General features: G+C 72.5%; 26 protein-coding genes. 9 read left to right on the forward strand and 17 right to left on the reverse strand.

Annotated elements, in window-relative coordinates; all coding sequences use genetic code 11:
- Positions 1-28: 28 nt before the first annotated feature.
- Together AB0B39_RS09505 and AB0B39_RS09510 are read right to left on the reverse strand one after the other, a co-directional pair.
- Positions 29-2113 (reverse strand): PQQ-dependent sugar dehydrogenase, encoded by a 2085-nt coding sequence (locus AB0B39_RS09505; protein ID WP_357573987.1) that lies wholly within the window; start codon positions 2111-2113, stop codon positions 29-31.
- A 37-nt stretch (positions 2114-2150) separates the two neighbouring features.
- Positions 2151-3098, reverse strand: coding sequence for a LamG-like jellyroll fold domain-containing protein (locus AB0B39_RS09510; protein ID WP_357492201.1), 948 nt, complete (start codon positions 3096-3098; stop codon positions 2151-2153).
- A gap of 130 nt (positions 3099-3228) precedes the next feature.
- Here AB0B39_RS09510 and AB0B39_RS09515 point away from each other — a divergent pair, with 130 nt between their 5' ends.
- Positions 3229-4263 carry a LacI family DNA-binding transcriptional regulator gene (locus tag AB0B39_RS09515; protein WP_357573988.1) on the forward strand — a complete coding sequence of 345 codons (1035 nt, stop codon included), beginning with the start codon at positions 3229-3231 and terminating at the stop codon, positions 4261-4263.
- An 18-nt stretch (positions 4264-4281) separates the two neighbouring features.
- Here the strand turns inward: AB0B39_RS09515 and urtE are convergent, their stop codons facing one another.
- The 6 genes from urtE to AB0B39_RS09545 form a co-directional block, all read right to left on the reverse strand.
- Positions 4282-4974 carry an urea ABC transporter ATP-binding subunit UrtE gene (urtE, locus tag AB0B39_RS09520; protein ID WP_357573989.1) on the reverse strand — a complete coding sequence of 231 codons (693 nt, stop codon included), beginning with the start codon at positions 4972-4974 and terminating at the stop codon, positions 4282-4284.
- The gene (gene urtD / locus AB0B39_RS09525) at positions 4974-5750 is read right to left on the reverse strand and encodes an urea ABC transporter ATP-binding protein UrtD (RefSeq protein ID WP_357573990.1); all 777 of its coding nucleotides are present in this window, start codon (positions 5748-5750) and stop codon (positions 4974-4976) included. The genes urtE and urtD overlap by 1 nt, the downstream gene beginning before the upstream one ends.
- Positions 5747-6934, reverse strand: a complete 1188-nt coding sequence (urtC, locus tag AB0B39_RS09530; protein ID WP_357492207.1) for an urea ABC transporter permease subunit UrtC — start codon at positions 6932-6934, stop codon at positions 5747-5749. The genes urtD and urtC overlap by 4 nt, the downstream gene beginning before the upstream one ends.
- A complete protein-coding gene (gene urtB / locus AB0B39_RS09535) occupies positions 6931-7818 on the reverse strand; it encodes an urea ABC transporter permease subunit UrtB (protein ID WP_234586787.1) in 888 nt (295 codons plus the stop codon). The genes urtC and urtB overlap by 4 nt, the downstream gene beginning before the upstream one ends.
- A gap of 75 nt (positions 7819-7893) precedes the next feature.
- Complete coding sequence (gene urtA, locus AB0B39_RS09540; protein ID WP_234586789.1) at positions 7894-9138, reverse strand: urea ABC transporter substrate-binding protein; 1245 nt, start codon at positions 9136-9138, stop codon at positions 7894-7896.
- A gap of 404 nt (positions 9139-9542) precedes the next feature.
- Positions 9543-10625 (reverse strand): substrate-binding domain-containing protein, encoded by a 1083-nt coding sequence (locus AB0B39_RS09545; protein ID WP_357573991.1) that lies wholly within the window; start codon positions 10623-10625, stop codon positions 9543-9545.
- Positions 10626-10721: 96 nt separating this feature from the next.
- Between AB0B39_RS09545 and AB0B39_RS09550 the strand changes: the two genes are divergently transcribed.
- The gene (locus AB0B39_RS09550; RefSeq protein WP_357573992.1) at positions 10722-11186 is read left to right on the forward strand and encodes a MarR family transcriptional regulator; all 465 of its coding nucleotides are present in this window, start codon (positions 10722-10724) and stop codon (positions 11184-11186) included.
- A 16-nt stretch (positions 11187-11202) separates the two neighbouring features.
- On the opposite strand, the gene AB0B39_RS09555 is transcribed toward AB0B39_RS09550, so the two are convergent.
- The 7 genes from AB0B39_RS09555 to AB0B39_RS09585 form a co-directional block, all read right to left on the reverse strand.
- Positions 11203-11535, reverse strand: a complete 333-nt coding sequence (locus AB0B39_RS09555) for a cupin domain-containing protein (protein WP_357573993.1) — start codon at positions 11533-11535, stop codon at positions 11203-11205.
- Between the two features lie 165 nt (positions 11536-11700).
- Positions 11701-12417, reverse strand: coding sequence for an urease accessory protein UreD (locus AB0B39_RS09560; RefSeq protein WP_357573994.1), 717 nt, complete (start codon positions 12415-12417; stop codon positions 11701-11703).
- Complete coding sequence (ureG, locus tag AB0B39_RS09565; RefSeq protein WP_357573995.1) at positions 12417-13196, reverse strand: urease accessory protein UreG; 780 nt, start codon at positions 13194-13196, stop codon at positions 12417-12419. Before ureG ends, AB0B39_RS09560 begins: the two co-directional genes overlap by 1 nt.
- Positions 13186-13992, reverse strand: coding sequence for an urease accessory UreF family protein (locus AB0B39_RS09570; protein ID WP_357573996.1), 807 nt, complete (start codon positions 13990-13992; stop codon positions 13186-13188). The genes ureG and AB0B39_RS09570 overlap by 11 nt, the downstream gene beginning before the upstream one ends.
- Positions 13992-15695, reverse strand: coding sequence for an urease subunit alpha (locus tag AB0B39_RS09575; protein WP_234583799.1), 1704 nt, complete (start codon positions 15693-15695; stop codon positions 13992-13994). The genes AB0B39_RS09570 and AB0B39_RS09575 overlap by 1 nt, the downstream gene beginning before the upstream one ends.
- On the reverse strand, positions 15692-16042 hold the full coding sequence (locus AB0B39_RS09580; RefSeq protein WP_357492224.1) for an urease subunit beta: 351 nt from the start codon (positions 16040-16042) through the stop codon (positions 15692-15694). Before AB0B39_RS09580 ends, AB0B39_RS09575 begins: the two co-directional genes overlap by 4 nt.
- Positions 16039-16341: an urease subunit gamma gene (locus AB0B39_RS09585; protein ID WP_234583798.1), complete on the reverse strand. Its 303-nt coding sequence runs from the start codon at positions 16339-16341 to the stop codon at positions 16039-16041. The genes AB0B39_RS09580 and AB0B39_RS09585 overlap by 4 nt, the downstream gene beginning before the upstream one ends.
- A 397-nt stretch (positions 16342-16738) precedes the next feature.
- Here AB0B39_RS09585 and AB0B39_RS09590 point away from each other — a divergent pair, with 397 nt between their 5' ends.
- Positions 16739-17143 (forward strand): hypothetical protein, encoded by a 405-nt coding sequence (locus AB0B39_RS09590; RefSeq protein WP_357492226.1) that lies wholly within the window; start codon positions 16739-16741, stop codon positions 17141-17143.
- A 35-nt stretch (positions 17144-17178) separates the two neighbouring features.
- On the opposite strand, the gene AB0B39_RS09595 is transcribed toward AB0B39_RS09590, so the two are convergent.
- Positions 17179-18636 carry a hypothetical protein gene (locus tag AB0B39_RS09595; protein WP_357573997.1) on the reverse strand — a complete coding sequence of 486 codons (1458 nt, stop codon included), beginning with the start codon at positions 18634-18636 and terminating at the stop codon, positions 17179-17181.
- Positions 18637-18713: 77 nt separating this feature from the next.
- Entirely contained in the window at positions 18714-19901 is a 1188-nt protein-coding gene (locus AB0B39_RS09600; RefSeq protein ID WP_357573998.1) for an LLM class flavin-dependent oxidoreductase, read from the reverse strand.
- Between the two features lie 191 nt (positions 19902-20092).
- Here AB0B39_RS09600 and AB0B39_RS09605 point away from each other — a divergent pair, with 191 nt between their 5' ends.
- The 6 genes from AB0B39_RS09605 to AB0B39_RS09630 are packed head-to-tail and all read left to right on the forward strand — an operon-like array spanning position 20093 to position 25711.
- Complete coding sequence (locus AB0B39_RS09605; RefSeq protein ID WP_357492232.1) at positions 20093-21070, forward strand: aliphatic sulfonate ABC transporter substrate-binding protein; 978 nt, start codon at positions 20093-20095, stop codon at positions 21068-21070.
- Positions 21067-21900 (forward strand): ABC transporter permease subunit, encoded by an 834-nt coding sequence (locus tag AB0B39_RS09610; RefSeq protein WP_357573999.1) that lies wholly within the window; start codon positions 21067-21069, stop codon positions 21898-21900. Before AB0B39_RS09605 ends, AB0B39_RS09610 begins: the two co-directional genes overlap by 4 nt.
- Positions 21873-22604: an ABC transporter ATP-binding protein gene (locus AB0B39_RS09615; protein WP_357492236.1), complete on the forward strand. Its 732-nt coding sequence runs from the start codon at positions 21873-21875 to the stop codon at positions 22602-22604. The genes AB0B39_RS09610 and AB0B39_RS09615 overlap by 28 nt, the downstream gene beginning before the upstream one ends.
- Before the next feature lie 15 nt (positions 22605-22619).
- Entirely contained in the window at positions 22620-24026 is a 1407-nt protein-coding gene (locus AB0B39_RS09620; RefSeq protein WP_357574000.1) for a selenium-binding family protein, read from the forward strand.
- On the forward strand, positions 24023-24652 hold the full coding sequence (locus AB0B39_RS09625) for a hypothetical protein (protein ID WP_357574001.1): 630 nt from the start codon (positions 24023-24025) through the stop codon (positions 24650-24652). Before AB0B39_RS09620 ends, AB0B39_RS09625 begins: the two co-directional genes overlap by 4 nt.
- Before the next feature lie 42 nt (positions 24653-24694).
- Positions 24695-25711 (forward strand): methyltransferase, encoded by a 1017-nt coding sequence (locus AB0B39_RS09630; protein WP_357574002.1) that lies wholly within the window; start codon positions 24695-24697, stop codon positions 25709-25711.
- Positions 25712-25745: the final 34 nt, after the last annotated feature.

The raw sequence follows: 25745 nt of genomic DNA on the forward strand, positions 1-25745 counted from the left end.
GCAGGGTGACCGCCGCCCCCGGCGGGTCTCAGGCCGGTGTGCCGGTGACGGTGAGGTTGCGCAGCCGGCCGACGTTGTCGAACGAGCCGAAGCCCACCCGCCCCGAGCCGAAGGTGGTGTCCTTCGCGGTGAGCAGCGGGTCGCGGTGCCCGTCGACGTAGACGGCGATCTCGCCGGTGGCCGGCAGGTGCACGACGCGTACGCGGTGCCACTCGGCGTCGGTGATCGCCGGGTTGGCGCCACGGGAGCGGCCGTTCCACTGGTGGTCGATGCGCTCCCGGTCGGCGTTGTTGACCTTGAAGATGCCATTGTGCGGATAGATCGTGTTGTCGGTGGAGAGGTGGGCGTAGTAGAACTCCGTGTCCGAGCGCCAGCCGAAGACGATGATCACGTCGCGGTTGCTGATCTCCACAGGTGTGTCGAGTCGTACCCGGGCGTCGATCTGCACCGACGACCACGCCGGGCCGGCGGTCAGCACGGCGTACTCGAAGGGCCGGCGCGGGCCCGGCCGGCTCTCCCCGGCCTCGGCGAGGATGACCTGGTCGCGGGTGAACTGCCACTTCGCGGGCGTCACCGGCGCCCAGTTCGCGGCGCCCGCGGTGCGGCGCAGCGTGGTGTCGCCGACGTCGCCCCTGGCGAACTCCCTCATGCCGGTCACCTTCCAGATCGTGCCGTTGGCCTTGGCGACGAGGTACAGCTCGCCGGCGGCGTCGGTGCCGAAGCGCAGGTCGACCCGGTTGGGGTCGCCGGGGGCGCCCGGCGCGGAGAGGTCCCGCATCCGCACCGGGCCACCCGCGGCGTCGAAGAGCGCGAGCTGGTGGATCGGCGCGAGGCCGTGACCGCGGCGCATCTCGTTCGCCTCGGTGTAGAGCACCCGGCCGTCGACCAGGTCGCCGAAGACATACTTGCCGCGCAGCGCGGGCACCGCACGTCCGCGGTAGACGAACCCGCCGGCCACCGCGACGCCGACGTCCGCGGTGCAGTTCCAGTCCGCGGCGGGGTCGTGGTCGTACGCGGCGACGGGGTACGTGTAGCCGTAGCGCTCGTCGTCGGCGGGCAGCGGGAACAGCCGGTCGCAGGGGTTGGTGGCCGCCTTGTCGAAGACGAAGGAGCCCTCGCGCTCGCTCCAGCCGAAGTTGTCGCCGGCGCGGACCTCGTAGATCGCCTCGATGGCGTGCTCACCGATGTGCCCGAGGTACATCCGGCCGGTCGCCCGGTCCCAGCTGAACCGGTGCGGGTCGCGAAAGCCCACGGCGTAGATCTCGCCGAGCGCGCCGGCCCGCCCGACGAACGGGTTGTCGGCGGGAATGCCGTACCGGCCGTTGGCCGAGTTGGTGCCGCGCGGGTCGATGCGCAGCAGCTTGCCGTGCGGCAGGCCCAGGTTCTGCGGGTCGGTGGTGCGTACGCCCAGGCCGCCGTCGCCGACGGCGAGGTACAGCAGGCCGTAGTCGCGGTCGTGGCGCTTCGCCGTCGGGTTGAAGTTGATCTCCTGGATGCCGTGCACCTGCCCGCCGAAGCCGATGCGGAGCACCTCCCGGCGGGTGCCGGCGAAGGTGTCGGCGGCCGGGTCGGTGGCCGTCCACTCGGTGATGACACCGTGGTAGATCGTGCCGGCCTGGGCGTGGTCCGGTGGCGTGGTCGTCGCCGAGGCCAGCTCGGTGTGGATGGTGTAGAACCGGCCGTTGACGCCGAACTCGGGGTGGAAGGCGACGTACCCGAAGCCCTGACCGAGCCCCCGGCCGGAGAAGAACTGGGGTGCGAAGGTGGCCGCCATGTCGAGGTAGACGTGCGGCACGCCGTTCTCGACCAGGTAGAGGTTGCCGTTCAGGTCGGGCACCGCGCGCCGGCCGGAGCCGTCGGGCAACTCCATGATCGTGTTGATCCGGGCGGTCCGCATGAGCCGCTGGTCCGTCGGCGCGGGGGTCGGGTACGACTGCGGGAAGCGCGCGTACTCGCTCAGGACCAGCCCGAGGCGGGACTGGGTCGGCATCTCGGGGATCGGGTCGTAGACCGCGTCGGCGGCTCGGGCGGGGGCCGCGACCAGTGTGGACAGCACCACCACGAGGGCGGTGAGGCCGGCCCTCAGGGTGGGTCGGCGGTGGAGGGTGCGCACGCGTGTCTCCTTCTCGGTGGGACGGTGCCGAGGGTGGTCAGCGGGCCAGGTGGTGGTACTGCCTGCGCACGTCGCGCGCGGAGACCACGCTGTCGAGGAACAGCAGGCCGTCCATGCGGCAGTCGCAGGGGTTGCGTTCGAGCGTGTCCTGCGGGAAGCTCCCGCCGATCTTGATGCCCCGCGGGTCGGAGGCGGTGGTCACGTGCAGGCCGGGCCCCGACACGAGCCACGGGTCGTCGGCGCGGGTGTAGAAACCGTCGACGGGTTCGCCGTTGCGGTAGAGGGCCAGCGCGCCGGTGCCGAAGTCGAAGGTGGCCGCGAGGTGCACCCACTCCCCCACCGGCAGCAGGTCCCGCCAGTCCGGCCGCGCGGCGAACGTCTGCGAGTTGCCGCCGTCGAGGCGGCGGCCGAGCGCGACGAGGCGCAGTTCGCCGTCGACGTCGATCAGCTCCAGCAGAGCCCGGACGCCGTGCCCGTCGGAGTCGCCGGTGAGCAGGCCGGCCAGCCCTATCGCGTTGTACCTGTCGTCCGGGTCGGCGGTGGTGGAGTTGAGCGCCGGGCTGTCCATGTTCAGCTTGAACCAGCCCATGATGGTGGTGCCGCCGGTGGCGCTGAAGGCGCGCAACGTCCGCACCCCGCTGGCCGACCACGTCCCGGCCTTCCAGTCGTCGTTGCCGGTGGTCGCCGGGTCGACCTGCCGGGTCTGCACCGCGTTGCCGCTGCCCCGGTAGGCGCGATCGGGCACCCGCATCGCCGCGCCGCCGTTGATCAGCTCGATCTCGGTGCCCGAGCGGCCCTGGTCACGCTCCAGGGCCGGGTCGCCCGGCACCGGGTGGTCGAAGTCGTACGCGGCGACCAGGTGCGCCCGCAAGGCCGGATGGACGTCGCGGGCGGTGCTCCGGTCCGCCTGGGCCGGCGGTACGCCCGCGCCGGTCAGCACGCCGACCACCAGGAGCGAGACGGCGACGATTCGGGCTCTGGACATCGTTCACCTCGTTTCGCGGCACGCCGGTGCCCGCTACGTAAGCGCTTACGTAAGCGCTTACGTACCCTAGGCTTCGACGAACGTCACTGGCAATAGATCGGGTGACATGGATGTTTTCGGGGAGTTGCGGATGCCCAGGGCTGGCCAGCGGCCCCGCCTCGTGGAGGTGGCCGAACGCGCGGGCGTCTCGCTGGCCACCGCCTCCCGGGCCCTCGCCGGCCGCGAGGGGGTCAGCACCGAGGTGGCCGACCGGATCCGGCGGGTCGCCCACGAGCTGGGCTACGTCGCCAACCCGTACGCCCGCACCCTGGCCGGCGGCGCCCGGTCCACCGTCGGGCTGATCGTCCACCAAGTCGACGACCCCTACTTCTCCGAGATCGCCGCCGGAGTCATCCAGCTCGCCGCCGAGCAGGGGCTGCTGGTGCAGATCTGCCAGTCCGGCCGCGACCCGGGCTACGAGCTGCAACAGCTGCGCCACCTCATCGCCCAACGGGTCGGCATCATCCTGATCAGCGGCTCCGGGTACGACGACCCGCGGGTCGAGACCGAGGCCCGCGCCGAGCTGGCGGCGTTCCAGGACCACGGCGGTCGGGTCGCCGCCATCGGCCGGCACGCGCTCGGCGTCGACGCCGTCCTGCCGGACAACGAGGCCGGTGGCCACGCGCTCGCCACGCACCTCATGGACCTCGGCCACCGCCGCATCGCGGTCGCCGCCGGCAGCGCCGGCCTCACCACTGTCGCCGACCGGCTCGCCGGCGTCACGTCCGCGCTGCGGCAGCGCGGGCTGCGCCCCGACGACCTGACAGTCGTCCACGGGGACTTCACCCGCGGTGGTGGACGCGCCGCCACCGAGCAGATCCTCAACGAGCACCCGGAGACCACGGCGATCATCGCGCTGAACGACGCCATGGCGATCGGCGTGCTCTCGACGCTGCGGTCGCGCCGCGTGCCGGTGCCCGCGCGGGTCTCCGTCGTCGGCTTCGACGACGTGTCCGTCGCCGCCGACCTCGCGCCCAGCCTCACCACCATCCGACTGCCGATGGCCGAGATGGGCCGCACCGCGCTCACCCTCGCCCTCAAGCCCCGCTCGGCGCGGCCCCGCCGCCGCGCCACCGGCCACCTGCTGGTCGTCCGCGACTCGACAGGGCCCGCGCCGAGGACCTGACCGGCGGCGGGGGTGCGGTCAGACCGCCAGGGCCGCCCGGACCTCCCGCTCCGCGGTGACGCCGCCGTCGCCGTCCGAGGTGACCCGGCCGGACTCCAGCACGTGGTAGCGGTTCGCCACCCGCAGCGCGAAACCCAGGTGCTGCTCCACGAGCAGCACGCTGAAGCCGGGCTGCCGGGTCAGCTCGACGATCCGCTCCTGGATCTCCGCGACCACCGACGGCTGGATGCCCTCGGTCGGCTCGTCGAGCATCAGCAGCCGGGGCCGGGTGATCAGCGCGCGGGCGATGGCCAGTTGCTGGCGCTGGCCGCCGGAGAGCAGCCCGGCCCGCCGGCGCAGCAGCGGGCGCAGCGCCGGGAACAGGTCCAGCACCTCCGCCGTGGCCGCCGCGCCGTCACGCCGGCCGTCGGCGACCAGGCGCAGGTTCTCCCCGGCCGTCAGGTGCCCGAAGCACTGCTGGCCCTGCGGGACGTACGCCATCCCACGCTGCACCCGCTCGTGCGGTGCGAGACGGGTGACGTCCTCGCCGTCCAGCTCGACCGTGCCGGCGCTGGGGCGCAGCAGGCCCGCCGCGACCCGCAGCAGGGTGCTCTTGCCGGCGCCGTTGTGCCCGAGCACCGCGGCCACCCCGTCGGGCGGGACGGCGAGATCCACCCCGTGCAGCACCCTCGAACGCCCGTATCCGGCGTGCACCCCGCGCAGGGTCAGCATCATGCCTCCAGACCGCTGGGAACCGCCCCGGCGTCGACCGGGTGGCCAAGGTAGACCTCCTGCACACGCGGATCCGCCTGGACCTGCGCCACAGTGCCCTCGCTGAGCACCTTGCCGGCGTGCAGCACCGTGACGCTGCGCGCGAACCGGCGCAGGAAGTCCATGTCGTGCTCGATCACCACCACCGTGCGGTCCCGGCTCACCGTCTCCAGCAGCGCGCCGGTGGCGTCGCGTTCCTCGTGGCTCATCCCGGCGACCGGCTCGTCGAGCAGCAGCAGCCGCGCGTCCTGCACCAGCAGCATGCCGATCTCCAGCCACTGCTTCTGACCGTGCGCGAGCGTCCCGGCGAGCTGGTCGGCCCGCCCGGTCAGGCCGATGGTCTCCAGCGCGGCGGCCACCTCGTCGGGTATCCCCCGCCGGCGCCGCGCCAGCGTCACCCAGCTCCGCCGGGCGCCGGCCGCGATGTCGAGGTTCTGCACGACCGACAGCTCCTCGAACACCGTGGACGTCTGGAACGTCCGCCCGATGCCCAGCCGGCTGATCCGGTGCACCGGGCGGCCGAGCAGCTCCTGGTCGCCGAACCGTACCGAGCCGGTGGCCCGCACCAGGCCGGTGACCGCGTCGACGAGGGTGGTCTTGCCGGCGCCGTTCGGCCCGATCAGGAACCGGATGTCGCCGGCCGGCACCTCCAGCGAGACGCCGTCGACTGCGGTGAAGCCGTCGAAGCTGACCCGCACGTCACGGACGGACAGGCCGTCCAGCAGATCGCCGCTCATGCCGCCGGCACCTCCGCTCGATCGCCGCGTCGCCGGCCCAGCGGCGACCATCCACGCCGGTCCGACGCCGGCCCGGGGGCCCGATGGCGGGCCAGCGCCCACAGCGACGCCAGGCCGCCGGGAAGGAACGCCACCACGACCACGAAGAGCAGACCCTGCAGGTACGTCCAGGTCCCCGGGAAACGCTCCGACAGGGCGGTACGCGCCCAGGCCACCGCCACCGCGCCGAGCACCGGGCCCAGCAGCGTCGCCCGGCCACCCACCGCCACCCCGATGACGAACTCGATCGACGGGACGATCCCGATCAGCGCGGGCGAGATGATGCCCACCGCCGGCACGAACAGCGCCCCGGCCAGCCCCGCCATACCGGCCGCGACCACGTACGCGACGAGCTTGACCGACGCCGGGTCGTAGCCGAGGAAGCGGACCCGCTCCTCGCCGTCGCGGACCGCCACCAGCAGCTCGCCGTAGCGGCTGTGGATGAGCTGGCGGGCCAGCGCGAGCAACGCCAGCAGGACTGCGGCGATGATGAAGTAGACCATCCGCTGGTTGACCGGGTCGTCGAGGTCGTAGCCGAAGAAGCCCTGGATGTCGGTGAGCCCGTTGGTGCCGCCCGTGGTGCCCTGCTGCCCGATCAGGAGGATCACCATGGCGGCGGCGAGGGCCTGACTGAGGATGGCGAAGTACGCGCCCCGCACGCGGCGGCGGAACACCAGCGAACCGAGCCCGAAGGCGACCGCCATCGGCAGCAGCACCGTGGCGGGCAGCGCGAACCACGGGCTGGCGAACGGCCGCCACCACAGGGGCAGTTCGTCGAGCTGCCCGTACAGCTGCATGAAGTCGGGCATCCCACCCGGGCCCGCGTCGGCGAGCTTGAGGTGCATGGCCATCGCGTAGCCGCCCAGGCCGAAGAAGACGCCCTGGCCGAGGGTGAGCATGCCGCCCCGGCCCCAGGCGATCCCGATGCCCACCGCGACCATGGCGACGCAGAGGTACTTGGCCAGCAGGGCCAACCGGAAGTCCGACAGGACCAGCGGCGCCACGGCGAAGAGCAACGCCGCGCCGAACGCGAAGCCCGCCACCGCGCGCAGCCGCGACCGCCCCCCCGGCGGGTTCGGCGGTACGGCACCGGCCGGCGCCTGTCGCACGGCGGTGTCCGGTGGGGCGGGTGTCACGGCGGTCATGCGAGGCTCCTGGTCCGCAGGGTGAACAGGCCCTGTGGTCGCCACTGGAGGAACGCGACGATCGCCACGAACACGATCACCTTGGCGACGCTGAGGGTGGTCAGGTATTCCCCGGTGGCCTGCAGCACGCCGAGGGCGAAGGCGACGATCACGCTGCCCTTGAGCTGGCCGATCCCGCCGACCACGACGACCAGGAAGGCGTCGATGATCAGGTTGGTGCCCATTGTCGGGCCGATCGGGCCGAGCAGGGTGAGCGCCACCCCGGCGAGCCCGGCCAGGCCGGAGCCGAGGAAGAACGTCGTCCGGTCGATTCGAGCGGTGGGAATGCCGGACACCGCGGCGAGGTCGCGGTTCTGCACCACCGCGCGGATCCGACGCCCGAGCGGGGTGAGCCGCAGCGCCAGGGTGAGCGCCGCGACGGCGGCCAGGGCCAGGGCCAGGATGAACAGCCGGTTGTTGGCGATGGTCAGCCCGCCGGGCAACGCCACGTTGCCGGTCAGCAGGTCCGGCGCGCGGGTCTGCACGTTCGGGCTGCCGAAGACGTCGCGGGCGAGCTGTTGCAGCATCAGCGACACACCCCAGGTGACCAGCAGGGTGTCCAACGGGCGGGCGTAGAGCCGGCGGATCAGCAGGATCTCCAGCAGCACACCCATCGTGCCGGCGACCACGAACGCCACCGGCAGCGCGACCACCAGCGACAGGCCGGCGGAGGTGATGCTCTGCTGCAGGACGTACGTGGTGTACGCGCCGGCCATGATGAACTCGCCGTGCGCCATGTTGATGACGTTCATCTGCCCGAAGGTCAGCGCCAGCCCGAGCGCGATGAGCAGCAGCACCGCGCCGATGCTGATGCCGGTGAAGAGTTGACCGAAAAGGACTGTCACGGTGGGTACTCCGTACTGCTGGTCGGGTGGCCCGGGCGGGCCGCGCGGCAACACGGCCCGCCCGGGCCGGCGTCGTCAGCTCAGGCCGCTCGCCCATGGGTAGGTCTTGAGGAACGGGTCCGGCGCGACAGGCTTGCCGGAGTTCCACACCTCGGTGATCAGACCGTCGGCGCCGATCTTGCCGATCCGGGCGGTCTTGGCGATGTGCTGGGTCTTCCCGTCGACGGTGACCAGGCCCTCCGGCGCGTCGAAGGTGATCCCGTCGGAGGCGGTGCGGACCTTCTCGACGTCGAACGCGCCGGCCTTGGTGACCATCGCCTTCCACAGGTAGACGCTGACGTAGGCGGCCTCCATCGGGTCGCTCGTCGGCTTGTCCGCGCCGTACTTCGCCTTGTACGCGGCCACGAACTTGCTGTTCGCCGCGCCGGGCGTGGTCTGGTAGTAGTTCCAGGCGGTCAGCTGGCCCTGAAGGTATTGCGTGCCGATGCCCTTGACCTCCTCCTCGGCGATCGACACCGACACCACAGGCATCGCCGCGGCGGTCAGACCGGCCGACTTGTACTCCTTGAAGAAGGCCACGTTGCTGTCGCCGTTGAGGGTGTTGAACACGGCAGCCGCGCCGGAGGACTTGACCTTGTTGACGATCGTGCCGAATTCGGTGGACCCGAGCGGTGCGTAGTCCTCGCCGGCCACCGTCATCCCGTTGGCGGCCGCGTACGCCTTGATGATTTTGTTGGCGGTGCGGGGAAAGACGTAGTCACTGCCGACCAGATAGACCGACTTCACCCCCTGGGCCTTGAGGTAGTCGAGCCCGGGAACGATCTGCTGGTTGGTCGTCGCTCCGGTGTAGAAGATGTAGGGCGACTGTTCCAGCCCCTCGTACTGCACCGGATAGAACAGCAGCGCCTTGTTCTTCTCGAACACCGGCTTGACCGCCTTGCGGCTCGCCGACGTCCAGCAACCGAAGACGGCGGCGACGCGGTCTTCGGAGATCAGCTTCTCGGCCTTCTCCGCGAAGGTCGGCCAGTCCGAGGCGCCGTCCTCACCAACCGGTTGGATCTTCTTGCCGAGCACGCCGCCGGCCGCGTTGATCTCCTCGACGGCGAGCATGATGGAGTCGCGGACGGTGACCTCGCTGATCGCCATGGTGCCGGAGAGCGAGTTGAGCAGGCCCACCTTGACGGTGTCGCCGGAGACGTCGGCGGTGACGCCGGCCGCGCCGCCCTCGTCACTGGTCTTGCTGCCGCACGCGCTCAGCGCGGCGGCGGCGACGACGGTCATGGCGCCCGCCAGGATGCGGCGGCTCCAAAGAAGTGACATCTATTCTCCCTGCGGTGCACTCTTGTGACGAATGGACGGTCGGTGCGGTCCGGTGGAGCTCAAGTGCGCGATGCCGAGGTCGACGGGTGGACGTCGCCGGTGGCCATCGCATCGGGTACGGGCACGCAAAGCGTCGACCGACTTGATTGCGTGAGTGTTTCCCAGCCCTTAATTGACTGTTTCCCGCGCACGGTCGAAGGCGCACACCACAATGGCCGACGCCGTCAGTCGGAGACGGCGCCGGCCATGAGGAATTCGAAGAATAATGGCCACCACAATGGTCGGCGAACAGATTGCGCCGACGGTGGACACACAATCGCGGCATCCGGCCCTCGGCCAGATACTTCACGCAGGAAGCATCTTAGGGTCGAGCCGGGTGGGCCTGTCAAGGCCGGACCCGACGGTCAGAGCTGGGCGAGCACCGTGAAGTCGAGCCCGTCGGCCTCGGCGAGGTAGATCCGCTGGCGCACGTGTCGCCGCCGCAGCCGCAGTCGACCGCGCGGCCCGTGGTACGCCACGGTGTCGGCGGCCGTCTCGATCGCCCGCACGTCGAGGGTGCGGGCTTGCCCGATCAGCGCGGCGAGCAGCATCACGCCCTCGTAGCAGGACTCCCCCAGGCTGCCCAGCGGCGGCGCCTCCACCCCGAACCGGCGGGCGAACTCGCCGTGGAAGTCGAGATTCTCCTGCGTCACCAGTCCGGCGAAGAAGCCCGCCGTGCTGTAGAGCCGCCGCGTCGCCCCGGCACCGCTAGCCAGCAGCATGTTCTCGTCCATGAGGGTGCTCAGTCGCAGGCAGCGCTGATCCATCCCGGCGCGGGCGAAGGCCCGGTTGAACCGCACCGCGTCGGCGCCGACGAGCAGCATCACCACCGCGTCGGCCTCGCTGCGCTCGATGTGGCGCAGCACGTCGCCGAAGTCGTGCGTCTCCAACGGCAGGAACGACTGCCCCACCACCCGTCCACCGCCGCGCACCGCGTACCGCTGGGCGGCCCGCGCGGTACGCCGTGGCCACACGTAGTCGTTGCCGACCACGAACCAGCGGCGTACGCCCTGCTCCCCGGCGAGCAGCCGCATCGCGGGCCACAGCTGGGCGTCCGGCGTCTCGCTGGTCAGGAACACCCCCTCGGTACGCTCACCGCCCTCGTACAGGGCGGTGTAGACGTACGGCACCCGGTGTGCGACCCGGGGCGCCAGCGCCTGCCGCACCGACGAGATGTGCCAACCGGTCACGCCCTGCACGGCGCCCACCGACACCAGCGCCTCGACCTCGGCGGCCACCTCGACCGGCGGGGCGCCGCCGTCGACCGGCACCAGCCGCACCTCGCGGCCCAGCACACCGCCACAGGCGTTGATCTCCTCGACCGCGAGCTGGGCGCAGAGTTCGCAGGTCGGGCCGAACATTCCCGCCGGCCCGCGCATCGGATAGACCAGCGCGATGCTGACCACGGCCCGATCGACGGTGAGCCACGGCGGTGCCGGCGCGGACATGAGCACATGATTGCCCGGCCCACCTCGGAAGACCAGAGCTCACCACGGACCGGGACGACTCGGTACCATGGCAGGGCCACCGGCCCAGGGAGATCCATGTCAGACGTGCCCGGGGCGCCAGCCGACCTGCTGCGCTCGCTCACCCGCGCCGAACGGCTGCTCTCCCGCCGGCTGGGCGCCGTCCTGGCCGAGGATGATCTGACCACCGAGGCGTGGCGGGTGCTCTGCCTGCTCGCCGACGGTCAGGGCCACCCGATGAGCGAGGTGTCAGTTGAGGCGTCCCTCCCGCCGGGCACCCTCACCAAGCTGGTCGACCAGCTCGTCGACCGCAATCTCGTCTTCCGGCGGATCGACCCCCTGGACCGCCGACGCATCCGCGCCTACCTGACGGCCCGGGGTCTTCGCGAACACGCCCGCCTCGACGAGCTGATCCGGGCCAGCCTCGCCGACCTCGGCGTACCGGCCGACCCTGCCCTGCTCGACCACCTCGGCGACCTGATCGCCCGCCTCGACCCGGCCCGTCGCCGCGACCACGCCGACGCGGCCGGCCCGCGCCACTGACCCGACGCCCGGCGGGTCACTCCACCTTGGTGAGAAGCGGCTTACCCTTCTCGACGACGTAGGTCGCCAGTTCGACGGCGACGCCGTCGCCGACGTTGCGGGCCTGATGGTGGACGCCGTACGGCACGGTGAGAGCGTCACCGACGGTGCACACCACAGGTGGCTGGCCTTCGAGCGTGTACTCCAGCGATCCCTGTAGCACGCAGATGATCTCTTCGCCGGGATGGAAGTGCTTGAACGGCGGAGAGTCCGGCGTGAACTCCACCCGGCTCTGGATGACCTCGCGGCCCTCGATGCTGAGATCGTGTCTCTGAAGATCGACACGCCACAGACCGGGTGCGCCCTCCACCGCTGTCGGACTGATGCCCTCGGGCCGATCTTTCCCACTCATCACGGCCTCCTGTGCGCCGTCATCCGAACGGCGGTCGCTCCGGTTGGCACATCCTCTCGAGGATAGGAGGCTCCCCAGCCCGCCGGAGCCGAGATGCCGAACATCGGGCCGGGGAGGGCTCACCTACCCACGAAGGTGGGCGCGCAGGGTGTGCGCGTCCGGGGCGGTCGCGGTCCACAGTGTCGCCGGGCCCCCGGCCAGCGGCAGTCGGGCGACGGTCCCGTCGACCGCCGCCGGTTCGACGGGCCGCGACGGGTCCACCACCAGCAGCGAGCCGGTGGCCGGCGCCCCGCCGAGCACGGCTGGGCCGGCCCAGCCGGGCGCCTGCGGTCCCACGGCCAGTGACTGGCGCAGCAGCGGCCGGCCGTCGTAGTCGACCCGGGTGTGCACGACGGCACCGCCCGGCGACTCGCCGTACCGGCCGCAGATCAACTCGTCCCGCCAGGTCAGCCGCGCCCCGGCGGCCAGCTCGATCCGGGATTCGGCCAGGTGGGCGCAGCCGGCCGCCGCGACGAGTTGCTCGGGCAGCCAGTGCAGCGCGGCGCCGTCGTGCACGACCGCCCGCACCGCCATCCGCGACACCGCGCCGGGCCGGCCGGGCAGGGCCACCGACGCGGCGACACTGTGCACCCGTACCGCCGCTCCCGGCCCCACGTCGATCTCCAGGCGCAGGTCGTCGCCGGCGAGCGGGCCGGCGGCCCCGCCCACGACGTGCACGGTCGCGACGCCGGCATCGCCCGGCGTCTGCCGCAACAGCAGCGGCGTCTCGCCGTGCACCTCGGTCAGGACCGTGCCGCCCCGGCTGGTGGCCCGGGCCACCAGCCGGGCGAACGCTCGCATCAGGCCGGGCCGGCCGGCGCGGCGACGGGGTGCAGGACCGCGTGGTGGGCCAACTCGTGGCGGATCCAGTCGGCGACCCGAGCCGCCGTCGCGTCGCCGACGATCGACAGGAAGACGGTCGGGAGGTCGCCACGCCGGGCCCGCGCGTCCCGGTCCATCACCGCGAGGTCGGCGCCCACCATGGGCGCCAGGTCGGTCTTGTTGATCACGAGGAGGTCGGCGGACGTGACCCCGGGCCCGCCCTTGCGCGGCACCTTGTCCCCGCCGGCCACGTCGACCACGAAGATCTGCCGGTCGACCAGGCCCCGGCTGAACGTGGCGGTCAGGTTGTCCCCGCCGCTCTCCACCAGCACCAGGTCCAGCGGGCCGAGCGCCTCGGCCAGTTCGTCCACGGCGTCGAGGTTGGCGCCGATGTCGTCACGGATGGCGGTGTGCGGGCAGCACCCCGTCTCCACAGCGCGGATCCGGGCCGGGTCCAGGACGCCGGCCCGCTTGAGGAAGTCGGCGTCCTCGGTGGTGTAGATGTCGTTGGTCACCACCCCGAGCCGCAACTCGTCGGCGAACGCCCGGCACAGGGCGGCCACCAGGGCGGTCTTACCGGACCCGACCGGCCCGCCGATGCCGACCCGCAGCGCCCGGCCCGACCGTGCCAGCGGCGGGTGCGGGTCCACCCCCGGTTCGGGGTGGGTGTGCGGAACTGTCTCGTCGTGCGGCGGGACCGGCCCGGCGGCGGATGCAGCGGCGGGTACAGCGGTCGGCTCAACAGTGTCAGGACGCAAAGAGACGCACCTCCCAGGTGGCGTGGACTTCGGCGGATATGTCGGCGAGCGGGGCGGCGGCGGCCGGCAGCCGCTCGGGTGGATCGTCGGCGGCCCGGGCCGCGTCGGCGGCGGTGCCGTCGCAGAGGTCGGCGAGACCGACCAGCAGGGCCTGGACGTGGTACGGGTCGAGGCCGAGCAGACGTACGCCGGCGCTGGCCGCACCGGTCACCGTCCCGTAAGCGGCGACCGTGGCGGTCTCGGTGCGACTCAGCCCGGCGGCGGCGCAGAGCAGGCCGAGCACCAGCGGCTGGTGCGCTCCTTGAGGTGTGGCGGGCAGGTCACCGAACGGCGCCCGTGGCCAGATGGCCCGTCCGGCGCGCAGCAGCGCCCGCCCCTGGCGGCGGGACACCGCGCGCAGCGCCGGAGCGGCGGTCCGCGCGTCCAGCTCCGCGTCGAGCCGGGCCAGCGCAACCGCCCGTTCCGCGGAATCGGCAGGCGCACCCGACCCCCCGGTGTGATCGGCAGGCGTACCCGCCCGCCCGGCGGGATGGCCGCGGCCGACCGGCCGGGCGGTGGCCGGGGCTCGTTCGGCGGCAGTAAGGCCGACCGGCGACGCCACCCGGTGCGCCGCAGCCGCGAACGCCGCGCCGACCAGCCCGGCCGTGGTCAACCGGCCGACCAGGAACGACTCCAACGACGCCAGGTCGTTCACCCGGCCGGCGGCGACGGCCGCCTCCAGGCCGCCGGAGTGCGCGTGCGCGCCGGCCGGGAAGCGCCCGTCGGCCAGCAACAGGAGCAGGCTCGACGTCGCCATCAGAACAGGAAGTACCGCTGTGCCATCGGCAGCTGGGGCACCGGGTCCGGCTCCACCACCTCGCCGTCGATCCGCACCGTGAAGGTGTCCGGGTCCACCTCGATGTGCGGCATCGCGTTGTTCTCCGGCAGGTCGGCCTTGCCCCGGGACCGCACGTCGGCGACCGGCACGACCCGCCGTCGTACGTCCAGGCGCAGTCCGGCGTCCAGGGCGGCCGGCGCGACGAACGTGAGACTGGTGGCCGCCGCAGCGGCCCCGTACGCCCCGAACATCGGGCGCGGCAGCATCGGCTGCGGGGTGGGGATGGAGGCGTTGGCGTCACCCATCTGGGCGTACGCGATCATGCCGCCCTTGAGCACGAGGTGCGGCCGTACGCCGAAGAACGCCGGGTCCCAGAGCACCAGGTCGGCGAGCTTGCCCGGTTCGACCGAGCCGATCTCCCGTTCCAGTCCGTTGGCCATCGCCGCGCAGATCGTGTACTTCGCCACGTACCGCCGGGCGCGGTGGTTGTCGGCCGCGCCGTCGCCCGGCAGCGCGCCCACCCGCTCCTTCATGACGTGGGCGCTCTGCCAGGTTCGCAGGATCACCTCGCCCACCCGGCCCATCGCCTGCGCGTCGGAGCCGATGATGGAGATCGCGCCGAGGTCGTGCAGCAGGTCCTCGGCGGCCATGGTGGACGGTCGGATCCGGCTCTCGGCGAACGCCAGGTCCTCCGGCACGGACGGGTTGAGGTGGTGGCAGACCATCAGCATGTCCAGGTGCTCGGCGAGGGTGTTGCGGGTGTACGGGCGGGTCGGGTTGGTCGACGACGGCAACACGTTCGGCTCGCTGGCCACCGTGATGATGTCCGGCGCGTGCCCGCCTCCCGCTCCCTCGGTGTGGTACGAGTGGATCGCCCGCCCGCCGATGGCGCGCAGCGTGTCGGCCACGAATCCGGCCTCGTTGAGGGTGTCGGTGTGGATCGACACCTGGACCCCGGAGGCGTCCGCCACCCGCAGGCAGGCGTCGATCGCCGCCGGGGTGGTGCCCCAGTCCTCGTGCAGTTTGAAACCGCCCGCGCCGGCGCGCAGTTGCTCCCACAGCGCCTCCGGCGAGACGGTGTTGCCCTTGCCGAGCAGCAGCACGTTGACCGGCAGCGTGTCCAGCGCCTCGTGCATCCGGGCCAGGTGCCAGGCGTTGGGCGTGACAGTGGTGGCCCGGGTGCCCTCGGCGGGGCCCGTACCGCCGCCGACGAGCGTGGTGATGCCGCTGGCCAGCGCCTCGGTGACGATCTGCGGGCAGATGAAGTGCACGTGGGTGTCGACGGCACCGGCGGTGAGGATCCGGCCGTTGCCGGCGATCACCTCGGTCGCCGGGCCGATGACCAGGTCGGGGTGGACGCCGGGCATGGTGTCCGGGTTGCCGGCCCGACCGAGGGCGACGATCCGCCCGTCACGCAGCCCCACGTCGGCCTTGACCACACCCCAGTGGTCCAGCACGACGGCGCCGGTGATGACGGTGTCGAGGGCGCCGTCGGCGCGGGTGGCCCGCGACTGCCCCATCGACTCGCGGATCACCTTCCCGCCGCCGAAGACGGCCTCGTCGCCGCCGACGCAGTGGTCGGTCTCCACCTCGATCAGCAGGCTCGTGTCGGCCAGTCGGATGCGGTCGCCGGTGGTGGGCCCGTACAGGTCGATGTAGCGGTCCCGCCGCACGGCGCTCATCGCGCCGGCCCGTCGCTGGTCGGCCCGGTCGGGGACGCCTCGTCCAGCGGCCCGGCGCACTCCCCGCGCAGGCCCGGCACGATGCGCGCGCCGCCGAGCGGGACCAGGTCGACGCTGCGGCTCACGCCCGGCTCGAAACGGACCGAGGTGCCCGCCGGTACGGCCAGGCGCTGCCCCCAGGCCGCGACCCGGTCGAAGGTGAGGGCCGGGTTGGTCTCGGCGAAGTGGTAGTGCGAGCCCACCTGCACCGGCCGGTCGGCGGTGTTGACCACGACCACCGTGGTCACCGGCCGACCCGCGTTGATCTCGACCGGGCCGGCCGCCGGCAGGATCTCCCCCGGGATCACGGGATCGGGTGGTGCACCGTCACGAGCTTGGTGCCGTCCGGGAACGTCGCCTCCACCTGCACCTCCCTCAGCAGCTCGGGGATGCCGTCCTGGACGTCGTCGCGGTCGAGCACGGTCCGGCCGGCCGACATGAGGTCGACCACCGACCGACCGTCGCGGGCGCCTTCGAGCAGGAAGGCGGTAATCATCGCGACGGCTTCGGGATAGTTGAGGCGCAGGCCGCGTTCGCGGCGGCGGCGGGCGACATCGGCCGCGACGTGGACGAGCAGGCGGTCCTGCTCGTGGGGGCTGAGGAACACGGGACTCTCCGGTGGGGATCGGCGTGTCCGGCTCGCCGTCGGCTCCGTACGGAGCCGCGCCGGGCAGCAGCCACCCGGGGACGAGCTGGAGTCACACGACCGCCGGAACCACAGTCGACGGGGTGGCCCGGGACTCCACCATCCCGGCCCGCGCGACGGGCATCCGGCGGTGTCCGGTCGGATGCGGACCGCACCGCCCACCGCTTGAGCAGACCGTAGAGGATCGTCACCGGCCGGGGCAACAGTCCGTTCGGGATCGGCGGCGACGCCCCGGCTACGGCGGCAACCCCGCCCAGGCGTACGCGGGCTACGTCGCGTCGGCCACCGGGCGCCTGACGCCGTCGACGGGGTACGGGTACTCATTCCCGCCCGGGTCACGGCGGGAGATGATCGCCCGATGACGGCGACGAGGCGTACGCACGCACTGTTCGGTGCGCTGTTCCTGGCGGTGGCCACGGTCGGGGTGTGGCTGCTCTGGCTGGGCTGGGACACCGGTTACACGGTCGACGCGCGGACCGGCGCGACAAGCGGCCCGTACGAGCCGTGGCAGGTGATCGGCTGCGTGCTGACGCTCGTGCTGCTGGCCGCCCTGGCCGCGTGGCGACTCAGCCCGTGGCTGGTGGCCCCCGTGATGACTGTCGCCTTCACCGCCGCCTGGTCACGCCAGGCCGCGTCGCGCGACGACAGCGGGCTGTGGGTCGTCGGGGCGGTTCTGGTGCTGGTCGGGATGGCGGTGGGCAGTACGGCGGTGAGCCTCGCCGCACGCCGGATCGCCCGTGCCCGGGTCGGGCGTTCCGGCTAGGACGTGGCCTGTCGGGCACGCACCGGCCGGTCGGTTCAGCGCCGGTGGGTGAACGCGCGCCCGGCCACGGCGAACAACGACACGCTGATCGTGGCGACGAACACGCGCATCGTCGGGTCGAAGTTCAGCGCCGAGCCGAGGTCGCGGGAGATGTGCACGCCGACGAAGGTCGGCACGGCGCTCCACACCGTGACCGCGAGCAGCAGCAGGGCGACGCTGGCGAGAACGGCGGCCAGCAGGCATTGGCGCACGTACCGACCGGACCGCTTGCCGCGTACCCACAGCCGGGCGATCGCCGATGTCGGTGGCCGGCGCCAGCTGCCGTGCCGTACCCAGCCCTCCTCGTGGTCGTCGAGGGAGTAGCGGTTGACGATCGCCTGGATGAGCAGGTAGGTACGCAGGAGCAGGTAGACCTTCGACGGGGCGTCGAACGCGTACCACCGTTGCAGCTCCCGTGTCTCGGCGCGGATCCGGCCGGCCCAGGCCCGCAGCTGCCGGTCGGTGGCGTCGACACCCGTCCGGTTGACGCGATGCCACGCGAACTCGAACGTGGTGGCGGCGCGGTCCAGTGCCTCCACGACACGACGCCGCTCCGGTGGTGCCGGATCCGACTCGACGTGGTCGGCGAACTCCAGGAGGGCGGCGATCAGGGCCACGTCGGGGCGGGTCCAGTGCTCCCGCTCGACGCGCCACGCCCGCACGACCGGCCACAGCGCGACGAAGAGCAGGCCAGCGCCCGCGAAGGCGAGCCCCACCAGGACGTCGTACCAGCGGGTCGCCTGGATCGTGGGGACGGCCGACGCCGCGACGCACGCCGCGACCGCGGCACCGCCGCCGACGGCCGCCCCGCGATACGGGACGGCGAGGCGCGAGACGGCCAGGGCGAGGACGACCCCGACGGACAGGCTCGTGGCGGCGGCCACCAGCCGGTGAGCCAGCGGCCCGCCGACCATGGCGAACGCCGCGACGGCGGCCACCACCGCGCCGAACAGGAGCGGTAGCGGTCCCGGCGTCCGCAGGAACTGCAGCGAGACGTCCCGCCAGGCCAGCGCGATCTTCGCGTCCCGTACGGTGGGGACCACCGACTGCGGATCAACGTCGACGTGGTCCCAGAACGTGTCGTAGCCCGCGACGATGCCGTGCAGCCGGTTCCCATGCTCCCTGCGGTTGGACCGCGTCGTCGCGTCGATGTGCTCCCCATGGGTGACCCACCACGGGACGGCGTACGGTCCGTCGGCGGCCTCGGCCGCGTCGACCGGGTCGCCCTCGTCCGACCAGTCGACGACGTCGGCCCTCGTGCTGTCGGGCTCGTCGTCAACGAACAGCAGGTCATCGTCGGCGGACGATGCGGACCACCGTTCCCGGGATACCGGACTGTCGTCCGCGACCTCGATCAGGTCTTCGCGGAACAGGACGACGCGCGGCGGACGAACTGCGCGTCGAGGCAGCTGCCTGTCGTCGGGTGCGGGCGCGTCGGCTGCCCATTCGTCCACGCGATCACCACCAGCTCGCGGATGTGCCTCCGTGATAGCACGGCACGACAAGTCCGACGGTCCCGGCGGTGGGCCGGTCAGCGGGCCGCCACGGGCTCCGGGGCCGGGCGCGGTGTCGACGTCCCGGCGAACGGGATGTCGACGTCGTCCGCCGGCCCCGGCTGGCCGTCGGGGTGCCGCCACAGTCCGCGCTCGCGCAGGATCGGCAGCACGCCCTCGCCGAACCAGTACGCCTCCTCCAGGTGCGGATAGCCGGAGAGGATGAACTCGTCGATGCCGAGCGCGTGGTATTCGGCGATCCGGTCGGCGATCTCGCGGTGGCTGCCGACGAGCGCGGTGCCCGCGCCGCCCCGGACCAGTCCGACGCCGGCCCACAGGTTGGGCGAGACCTCCAGGCTGTCGCGGGAGCCGCCGTGCAGGTCGAGCATCCGGCGCTGCCCCTCGGACTCGCTGCGGCGCAGCCCGTCCTGCACGGCCCGGATGTCGGCCTCGGCGATGCCGTTGAGCAGGCGGCGGGCCTGTGCCCACGCCTCGTCGGCGGTGTCGCGCGCGATGACGTGCAGCCGGATGCCGAAGCGCAGGTCCCGACCGGCGTCGGCGGCCAGCGCCCGCACCCGGTCCAGCTTCTCGGCGACCTGGGCCGGCGGCTCGCCCCAGGTCAGGTAGACGTCGCTGTGCCGGACCGCCACCGGCAGGGCGGCGGCGGACGAGCCGCCGAAGTAGACCGGCGGCACGGGGTCGGGCAGCCGGTGCAGCCGCGCCTGCTCGACCCGCAGGTGCGTGCCGTGGTGGTCGACGGTCTCGCCCCGCCACAGCGCGCGGATGACGTGCAGGAACTCGTCGGCCCGCGCGTACCTGGCGTCCTTGTCCAGGAAGTCGCCGTACGCCCGCTGCTCCTGCGACTCGCCGCCGGTGACCACATTGAGCAGCAGGCGGCCCCGGGACAGCCGCTGGAACGTCGAGGCCATCTGGGCGGCGAGGGTGGGTGAGGTCAGGCCGGGCCGGAAGGCCACCAGGAACTTCAGGCGTTCGGTGACCTCGGTGAGCATCGCCGTGGACAGCCAGGCGTCCTCGCACCACGCACCGGTCGGGGTGAGCGCCCCGACGAACCCGAGCTGCTCGGCGGTGCGGGCGATCTGCCCGAGGTACGCCACGCTGGCCGGGCGGGCGCCTCCGGCGGCTCCGGTCGGCACGCCGTGGCCGCCGCCGACGATGTCGCGGCTGTCGCCGTTGGTGGGCAGGAACCAGTGGAAGGTGAGGGTCATCGGGGCTCTTTCCTCCAGTGCGCGGCGGAGCGGGTGCGGGCGGCGCGCGCGGTGAGGCGGCACCTCCTGAGGGGTGGGACGATCCCGCCGACAGCCTACCCATAAAACCTATCGGGTTAGTAGGCTACCGCCCACGCCACCCCACGCCGGTCGATGCGGCCCGGCACACCTGCCCGACCCAAGGAGCCGCCATGCGCACCCCCTCGCCGAGTCATCCCCCGCGTCGCCGCCTGCTGACAGCCGCGTTCACCGCAGTGGTCCTGCTTGCCGCAGTCGCCCTGAGCGCCTGCGGCGGGTCCGCCGACGCCGGAGGCAGCGCGGGCAAGCTGCGGATCGGCTATCAGCGCTTCGGAGGGCTGAGTCTGGTCAAGGCGCGCGGCGAGACACCGGGCGTCGAGTGGTCGCTGTTCGAGAGCGGGCCGGCGCTCACCGAAGCGCTCAAGGCCGGGTCGATCGACATCGGACAGGTCGGCGAGGCGCCACCCGTCTTCGCCGCTGCCGGGAAGATCCCGTTCTCCATCATCGGCACCTCGGCGCCGATCCCGCAGGGTGAGGCGGTGCTGGTCAAGGCCGACAGCGGCTACCGCAGCTTCGCCGACCTCAAGGGGAAGACGGTCGCCCTCAACAAGGGCTCCAACGTGCACTGGCTGCTGGTCCGGCTGCTGGAGGCCAACAAGATGACATTGCAGGACATCAAGGTCAAGTACCTCAAGCCGGCCGAGGGGCGACCCGCGTTCGACAGCGGGCAGGTCGACGCCTGGGTGATCTGGGACCCGTACTTCGCGCTTGCCGAGCAGCCGGGCGTGCGGGTGCTCGCGGACGCGACAGGCCTGGCCAGCAACCGCGAGTACGTGCTGGCCGCCCCCGACGCGGTCGCCAAGCGCTCGGACGACATCCGGGCCTTCCTGCAGCGCTACCGCGAGGTGACCGACTGGGGCATCGCCAACCCGCAGGAGCGGGCCCGCACGCTCGCGCCGGAGCTGAAGATTCCGGAGGACGTCACGAGTCGCGCCCTGGACCGCAGTGCCAAGCCGCTCGCCCCGGTCACCCCGGCCATCGGCGACGAGCTCCAGGCGATCACCGACAGCTTCATCGCACTGGACCTCATACCGGGACCGGTCGACATCAGGAGCCGGGTGGACGACCGCTTCAGCGCGGTGTTCCAGTGAGCCGTACACAGCTGTTGGAAACGCCGCCGGAGGCCGCTGCCGCCGCTCCGCCCGACCCCCGGCGGCCCCGGCCGGCGCGGCGGTGGCGGCGGTTGGTCAGCCCGGTCGTGCTGGTGCTGGGCTGGGAGCTGGCCGCCCGGACCGGCGTGCTGGCGCCGGAGAAGCTGCCCGCGCCGAGCGACGTGCTCGCCACCGGCTGGCGGCTGTCCCGCGACGGCACGCTCGCCGTCCACCTCGTGGACTCCCTCACCCGGGCCGGGGCGGGGCTGCTCATCGGCGGCGTCCTGGCGCTGGTCCTGGGCGCGGTGGCCGGGCTGTTGCGCCTCGGCGACGACCTGGTCGACCCGCCGGTGCAGATGGCCCGGATGCTGCCGCACCTGGGCCTCGTTCCCCTGCTGATCATCTGGGTCGGCATCGGCGAGTCGCTGAAGATCAGCCTGGTGGCCCTGGGCGCGTTCTTCCCCATCTACTTCAACACCTACGCCGGCATCCGGGACATCGACGAACGGTTGGTGGAGGCGGCCCGCGCCTGCGGGCTCGGGCCGGCCGCCCGGCTGCGGCACGTGGTGCTGCCCGGCGCGCTGCCGTCGCTCTTTCTCGGCCTGCGCCTCGCGATCGGGGCCGCCTGGCTCAGCCTCGTCGTCGGCGAGCAGGTCAACGCCCAGACCGGCATCGGCTTTCTGATGATGGAGGCGCGGGAGTTCAGCCAGACCGACGTCGTGGTCCTCGGCCTGCTCGTCTACGCGCTGCTCGGGCTGATATCCGACCTTGCCCTGCGCGTTGCGGAGAGGAGGATGTTGACATGGCGACGCGGACTGCGGGCCACCTGATCGGCACGACGCCGGTGCTGACCGCCCACGCGATCCACCGGGCGTTCGGGCCGACGGTCGTGCTGGCCGGGGTCGACCTCACCATCGCGCGGGGCGAGGTGGTGGCCCTGCTGGGCTCCAGCGGTTCCGGCAAGAGCACCCTCCTGCGGGTTCTCGCCGGCCTGGACGGTGACGCCAGCGGCGAGACAGTCGTGCACGGCACCGCCGCAGTGGTCTTCCAGGAACACCGGCTCCTGCCCTGGAAGCGGGTGGCGGCCAACGTCGGGCTCGGCCTGTCCGGCCCGGACACCGCCGGGCGCATCGACCGGGCGTTGCGCGAGGTCGGCCTGGCCGAGCGGCACCGGGCCTGGCCGGCCGAGCTGTCCGGCGGGCAGGCGCAGCGGGTGGCCGTCGCGCGCGCCCTGGTCCGCGAACCGGACCTGCTGCTGCTCGACGAGCCGTTCGGCGCCCTGGACGCGCTCACCCGGCTCAGGATGCAGGTGCTGCTGCGCCGGCTGCGCGCCGAGCACGGCTTCGCGGCCCTGCTGGTCACCCACGACGTGGACGAGGCACTGCTGCTCGCCGACCGGATTCTGCTCCTCGACGACTGCCGCATCGCCGCGGAGTTGCCCGTCGACCTCGCACCCACCCGTACGCCTGACGACCCGGGCTTCGGCGCGCTGCGCCGCCACCTGCTCGACCGACTCGGCGTTCCCACCACCTGAGGAAGCGGAGACACGATGACCCGCTGGACGCCCGACCCCACCTTCTACCCGTCACCGTCGCAGGCCGCGACCGCCCCGGCGGAGAAGCTCGCCTACGTGGCGGCCTTCGACCGTACGGCCAGCCGCCCCGACGCCATCGCGGTGCTGGACACCGACCCCGACTCCCCCGACTACGGCCGGGTCGTCGGCTGGACCGACCTGCCCCACCTCGGCGACGAGGTGCACCACTTCGGGTGGAACGCGTGCAGCAGCGCGCTCTGCCCCACCGCCCCGCACCCGCACGTCGAGCGGCGCTACCTGATCGTGCCCGGCCTGCGCTCGTCGCGGATCCACGTCATCGACACGCAGCCCGACCCGCGCCAGCCGCAGGTTGTCAAGGTGATCGGGCCGGAGGAGCTGGCGAAGCGGGCCGGCTACTCCCGGCCGCACACCGTGCACTGCGGCCCGGACGGCATCTACCTCTCCGCCCTCGGTGGCGCGGACGGCGCCGAGGGCCCGGGCGGCATCGCGATCCTGGACCACACCACGTTCGACGTGCGCGGGGCGTGGGAGGCCGACCGGGGCCCGCAGTTCCTGGCGTACGACGTGTGGTGGCACCTCACCCAGGACGTGCTGGTCACCAGCGAGTGGGGCACCCCGTCCATGATCGAGGACGGGATCGTCGGCGAGCTGCTGCTGGGCCGGCGCTACGGTCACGCCATCCACTTCTGGGACCTCGCGAAACGCCGGCACGTGCAGCGGGTCGACCTGGGTGATCAGTACCAGATGCCGCTGGAGCTGCGCCCGGCGCACGATCCGACGAAGTCGTACGGGTTCGTCGGGGTGGTGATCAGCGTCGAGGACCTGTCCGCCTCGATCTGGCTGTGGCACCGCGACGGGGATGCCTGGGCGGTCACCAAGGTGATCGACATTCCGGCCGAGCCGGCCGACCCGGCAGAGCTGCCCGACCTGCTCAAGCCGTTCGGCGCGGTGCCGCCGCTGGTGACCGACATCGACCTGTCGGTGGACGACAAATTCCTCTACGTCTCCTGCTGGGGCACGGGTGAGCTGCGCCAGTACGACGTCAGCGACCCGCTGCACCCGGTGCAGACGGGCTCGGTGCACCTCGGCGGGATCGTCCGGCGCGCGGCGCACCCGTCCGCGCCCGACGAGGCCCTCGCCGGTGGGCCGCAGATGGTCGAGGTGAGCCGCGACGGGCGGCGGGTCTACGTCAGCAACTCCCTCTACGGCTCGTGGGACGACCAGTTCTATCCCGACGGGGTGGGCGCCTGGCTGGCCAAGCTCGACGTGGATGTCGACGCCGGTGGCCTCACCCCCGACGTGCGGTTCTTCCCGCACGGCGACGAGTTCCGGGGGCTGCGCGTGCACCAGACGCGATTGCAGGGTGGGGACGCGTCCTCCGACTCGTACTGCTTCCCGTGACCCTCGGGACGCTCGCGACGCTGGCGGCGCTCGGCGCGTTCCACGGTCTGAACCCGGCGATGGGGTGGTTGTTCGCGGTGGCCCGGGGCCTGCAGGAGCGCAGCCGGATGGCGCTGCTGCGCGCCCTGCCGCCGATCGCGGCGGGGCATCTCGCCTCGGTGGCGATCGTCGCGGCCCTGGTCACCGCTACCAGGTCGGTGACGGCGAGCACCGCCCTGGCAGTGGTCGGCGGCCTGCTGCTGGTCGGCTTCGGGTTGTGGCGGCTGCTCTCCGAGCGGCACTTCCGCTGGGCGGGGATGCGGCTGTCGGCGGCGCAGCTCACCGGATGGTCGTTCCTCATGTCGTCCGCGCACGGCGCCGGGCTGATGCTGCTGCCGGTGCTGGTCGCCGAGCCGGTGCCCGGAGGTCACTCCGGGCACCTGGCCGCCGCGCCGCTCGGTGCGCTGCCCGGGCTGGCCGCGGCGGGCGTGCACACAGTGGCGATGCTGGGCACCGCTCTGGTCGTGGCGGTGCTGGTCTACCAGGTGCTCGGGGTCGGGGTGCTGCGTCGGGCGTGGTTCAACGTCGACCGGCTCTGGGCGGGCGTGCTGGTGGCCGCGGGGTTGGTGACGCTGATCCGGGCGTGACAGTCCATCGTGGAAACGCGTGATGTGTGATCTCATGTCGCCATGGTCACCCCGACTCCCCTCATGCAGCTGGTGGCCGGCGTGTGGGGGTTCAAGACCCTCGCGGCCGGCGTCGACCTCGGTCTGTTCACCCGGCTCGCCGGTGGACGGACGATGACAGTCGAGCAGGCTTCGGCCGAGTTCGGGCTGCCGGACCGGCCGGCGGACCTGCTGCTCGCCGCGTGCGCCTCGCTCGGCCTGTTGGAGAAGGCCGGCGACGGCTACCGCAACTCCGAGTTGGCCGAGCAGTTCCTGGTCGAGGGTCGGCCCTACTACTTCGGCGCCCAGATCCGCTACTCCGACCTGCGCACCTACCTGCCGTGGCACCGCATCGGCGAGGCGCTGCGCACCGATCGGCCGTTGACCTGGGACCCGGAGTCCCAGCAGTCCATGTTCGACACCGAGGATCCGTTGATGCTGGCGCAGTTCTGGGATGCCATGTATTCGACGTCGAGTTTCACGGCGAGCGCGCTGGCCGAGGCGTACGACTTCTCCGGGCACCGCCGGCTGCTCGACGTGGGCGGCGGGGCCGGCGCGTTCCCGATCGAGTTCTGCCGCCGGCTGCCCGAGCTGCGGGCGACAGTCCTGGACCTGCCGCACGTCTGCGTACGGGCGCGGGAGCGGATCGCGGAGGCCGGTCTGACCGATCGCATCGACGCGGTGCCCGGCGACTTCCTCGCCGATCCGGCGTTGCCGGACGGGCACGACGTCATCCTGCTCAGCATGATCCTGCACGACTGGGACGAGCCGACTAACCGCGCGCTGCTGGCCCGCTGTCACGCGGCGCTGCCGCCCGGTGGTGCCATCGTCGTCTGCGAGCTGCTGCTCAACGATGAGCGCACCGGGCCACCGGAGGCCGCTCTGATGGGCATGAACATGCTTGTCGAGACCGAGGGCGGCCGGAACTACTCGGCGGCCGAGTACGGCGCGTGGCTCACCGACGCCGGGTTCGTCGACGTCCGTACCGTGCCATTCGACGCCCCCGGCGCCAACGGCGCTGTCGTGGCCCGCCGGCCCTGAACGCCGACGGCACCCGACCCGGAGAGGGTCGGGT

The sequence above is a fragment of the Micromonospora sp. NPDC049114 genome (assembly GCF_040648635.1).
Classification (GTDB): Bacteria; Actinomycetota; Actinomycetes; order Mycobacteriales; family Micromonosporaceae; genus Micromonospora.

What these genes read in the sequence shown, in the direction of transcription:
- AB0B39_RS09510 (WP_357492201.1), bottom strand. Translation starts at nt 3,098, where the DNA reads ATGTCCAGAGCCCGAATCGTCGCCGTCTCGCTCCTGGTGGTCGGCGTG.
- AB0B39_RS09515 (WP_357573988.1), top strand. Translation starts at nt 3,229, where the DNA reads ATGCCCAGGGCTGGCCAGCGGCCCCGCCTCGTGGAGGTGGCCGAACGC.
- urtE (WP_357573989.1), bottom strand. Translation starts at nt 4,974, where the DNA reads ATGCTGACCCTGCGCGGGGTGCACGCCGGATACGGGCGTTCGAGGGTG.
- urtD (WP_357573990.1), bottom strand. Translation starts at nt 5,750, where the DNA reads ATGAGCGGCGATCTGCTGGACGGCCTGTCCGTCCGTGACGTGCGGGTC.
- urtC (WP_357492207.1), bottom strand. Translation starts at nt 6,934, where the DNA reads ATGACCGCCGTGACACCCGCCCCACCGGACACCGCCGTGCGACAGGCG.
- urtA (WP_234586789.1), bottom strand. Translation starts at nt 9,138, where the DNA reads ATGTCACTTCTTTGGAGCCGCCGCATCCTGGCGGGCGCCATGACCGTC.
- AB0B39_RS09545 (WP_357573991.1), bottom strand. Translation starts at nt 10,625, where the DNA reads ATGTCCGCGCCGGCACCGCCGTGGCTCACCGTCGATCGGGCCGTGGTC.
- AB0B39_RS09550 (WP_357573992.1), top strand. Translation starts at nt 10,722, where the DNA reads ATGTCAGACGTGCCCGGGGCGCCAGCCGACCTGCTGCGCTCGCTCACC.
- AB0B39_RS09560 (WP_357573994.1), bottom strand. Translation starts at nt 12,417, where the DNA reads ATGCGAGCGTTCGCCCGGCTGGTGGCCCGGGCCACCAGCCGGGGCGGC.
- AB0B39_RS09570 (WP_357573996.1), bottom strand. Translation starts at nt 13,992, where the DNA reads ATGGCGACGTCGAGCCTGCTCCTGTTGCTGGCCGACGGGCGCTTCCCG.
- AB0B39_RS09575 (WP_234583799.1), bottom strand. Translation starts at nt 15,695, where the DNA reads ATGAGCGCCGTGCGGCGGGACCGCTACATCGACCTGTACGGGCCCACC.
- AB0B39_RS09590 (WP_357492226.1), top strand. Translation starts at nt 16,739, where the DNA reads ATGACGGCGACGAGGCGTACGCACGCACTGTTCGGTGCGCTGTTCCTG.
- AB0B39_RS09600 (WP_357573998.1), bottom strand. Translation starts at nt 19,901, where the DNA reads ATGACCCTCACCTTCCACTGGTTCCTGCCCACCAACGGCGACAGCCGC.
- AB0B39_RS09605 (WP_357492232.1), top strand. Translation starts at nt 20,093, where the DNA reads ATGCGCACCCCCTCGCCGAGTCATCCCCCGCGTCGCCGCCTGCTGACA.
- AB0B39_RS09615 (WP_357492236.1), top strand. Translation starts at nt 21,873, where the DNA reads ATGGCGACGCGGACTGCGGGCCACCTGATCGGCACGACGCCGGTGCTG.
- AB0B39_RS09620 (WP_357574000.1), top strand. Translation starts at nt 22,620, where the DNA reads ATGACCCGCTGGACGCCCGACCCCACCTTCTACCCGTCACCGTCGCAG.
- AB0B39_RS09630 (WP_357574002.1), top strand. Translation starts at nt 24,695, where the DNA reads ATGGTCACCCCGACTCCCCTCATGCAGCTGGTGGCCGGCGTGTGGGGG.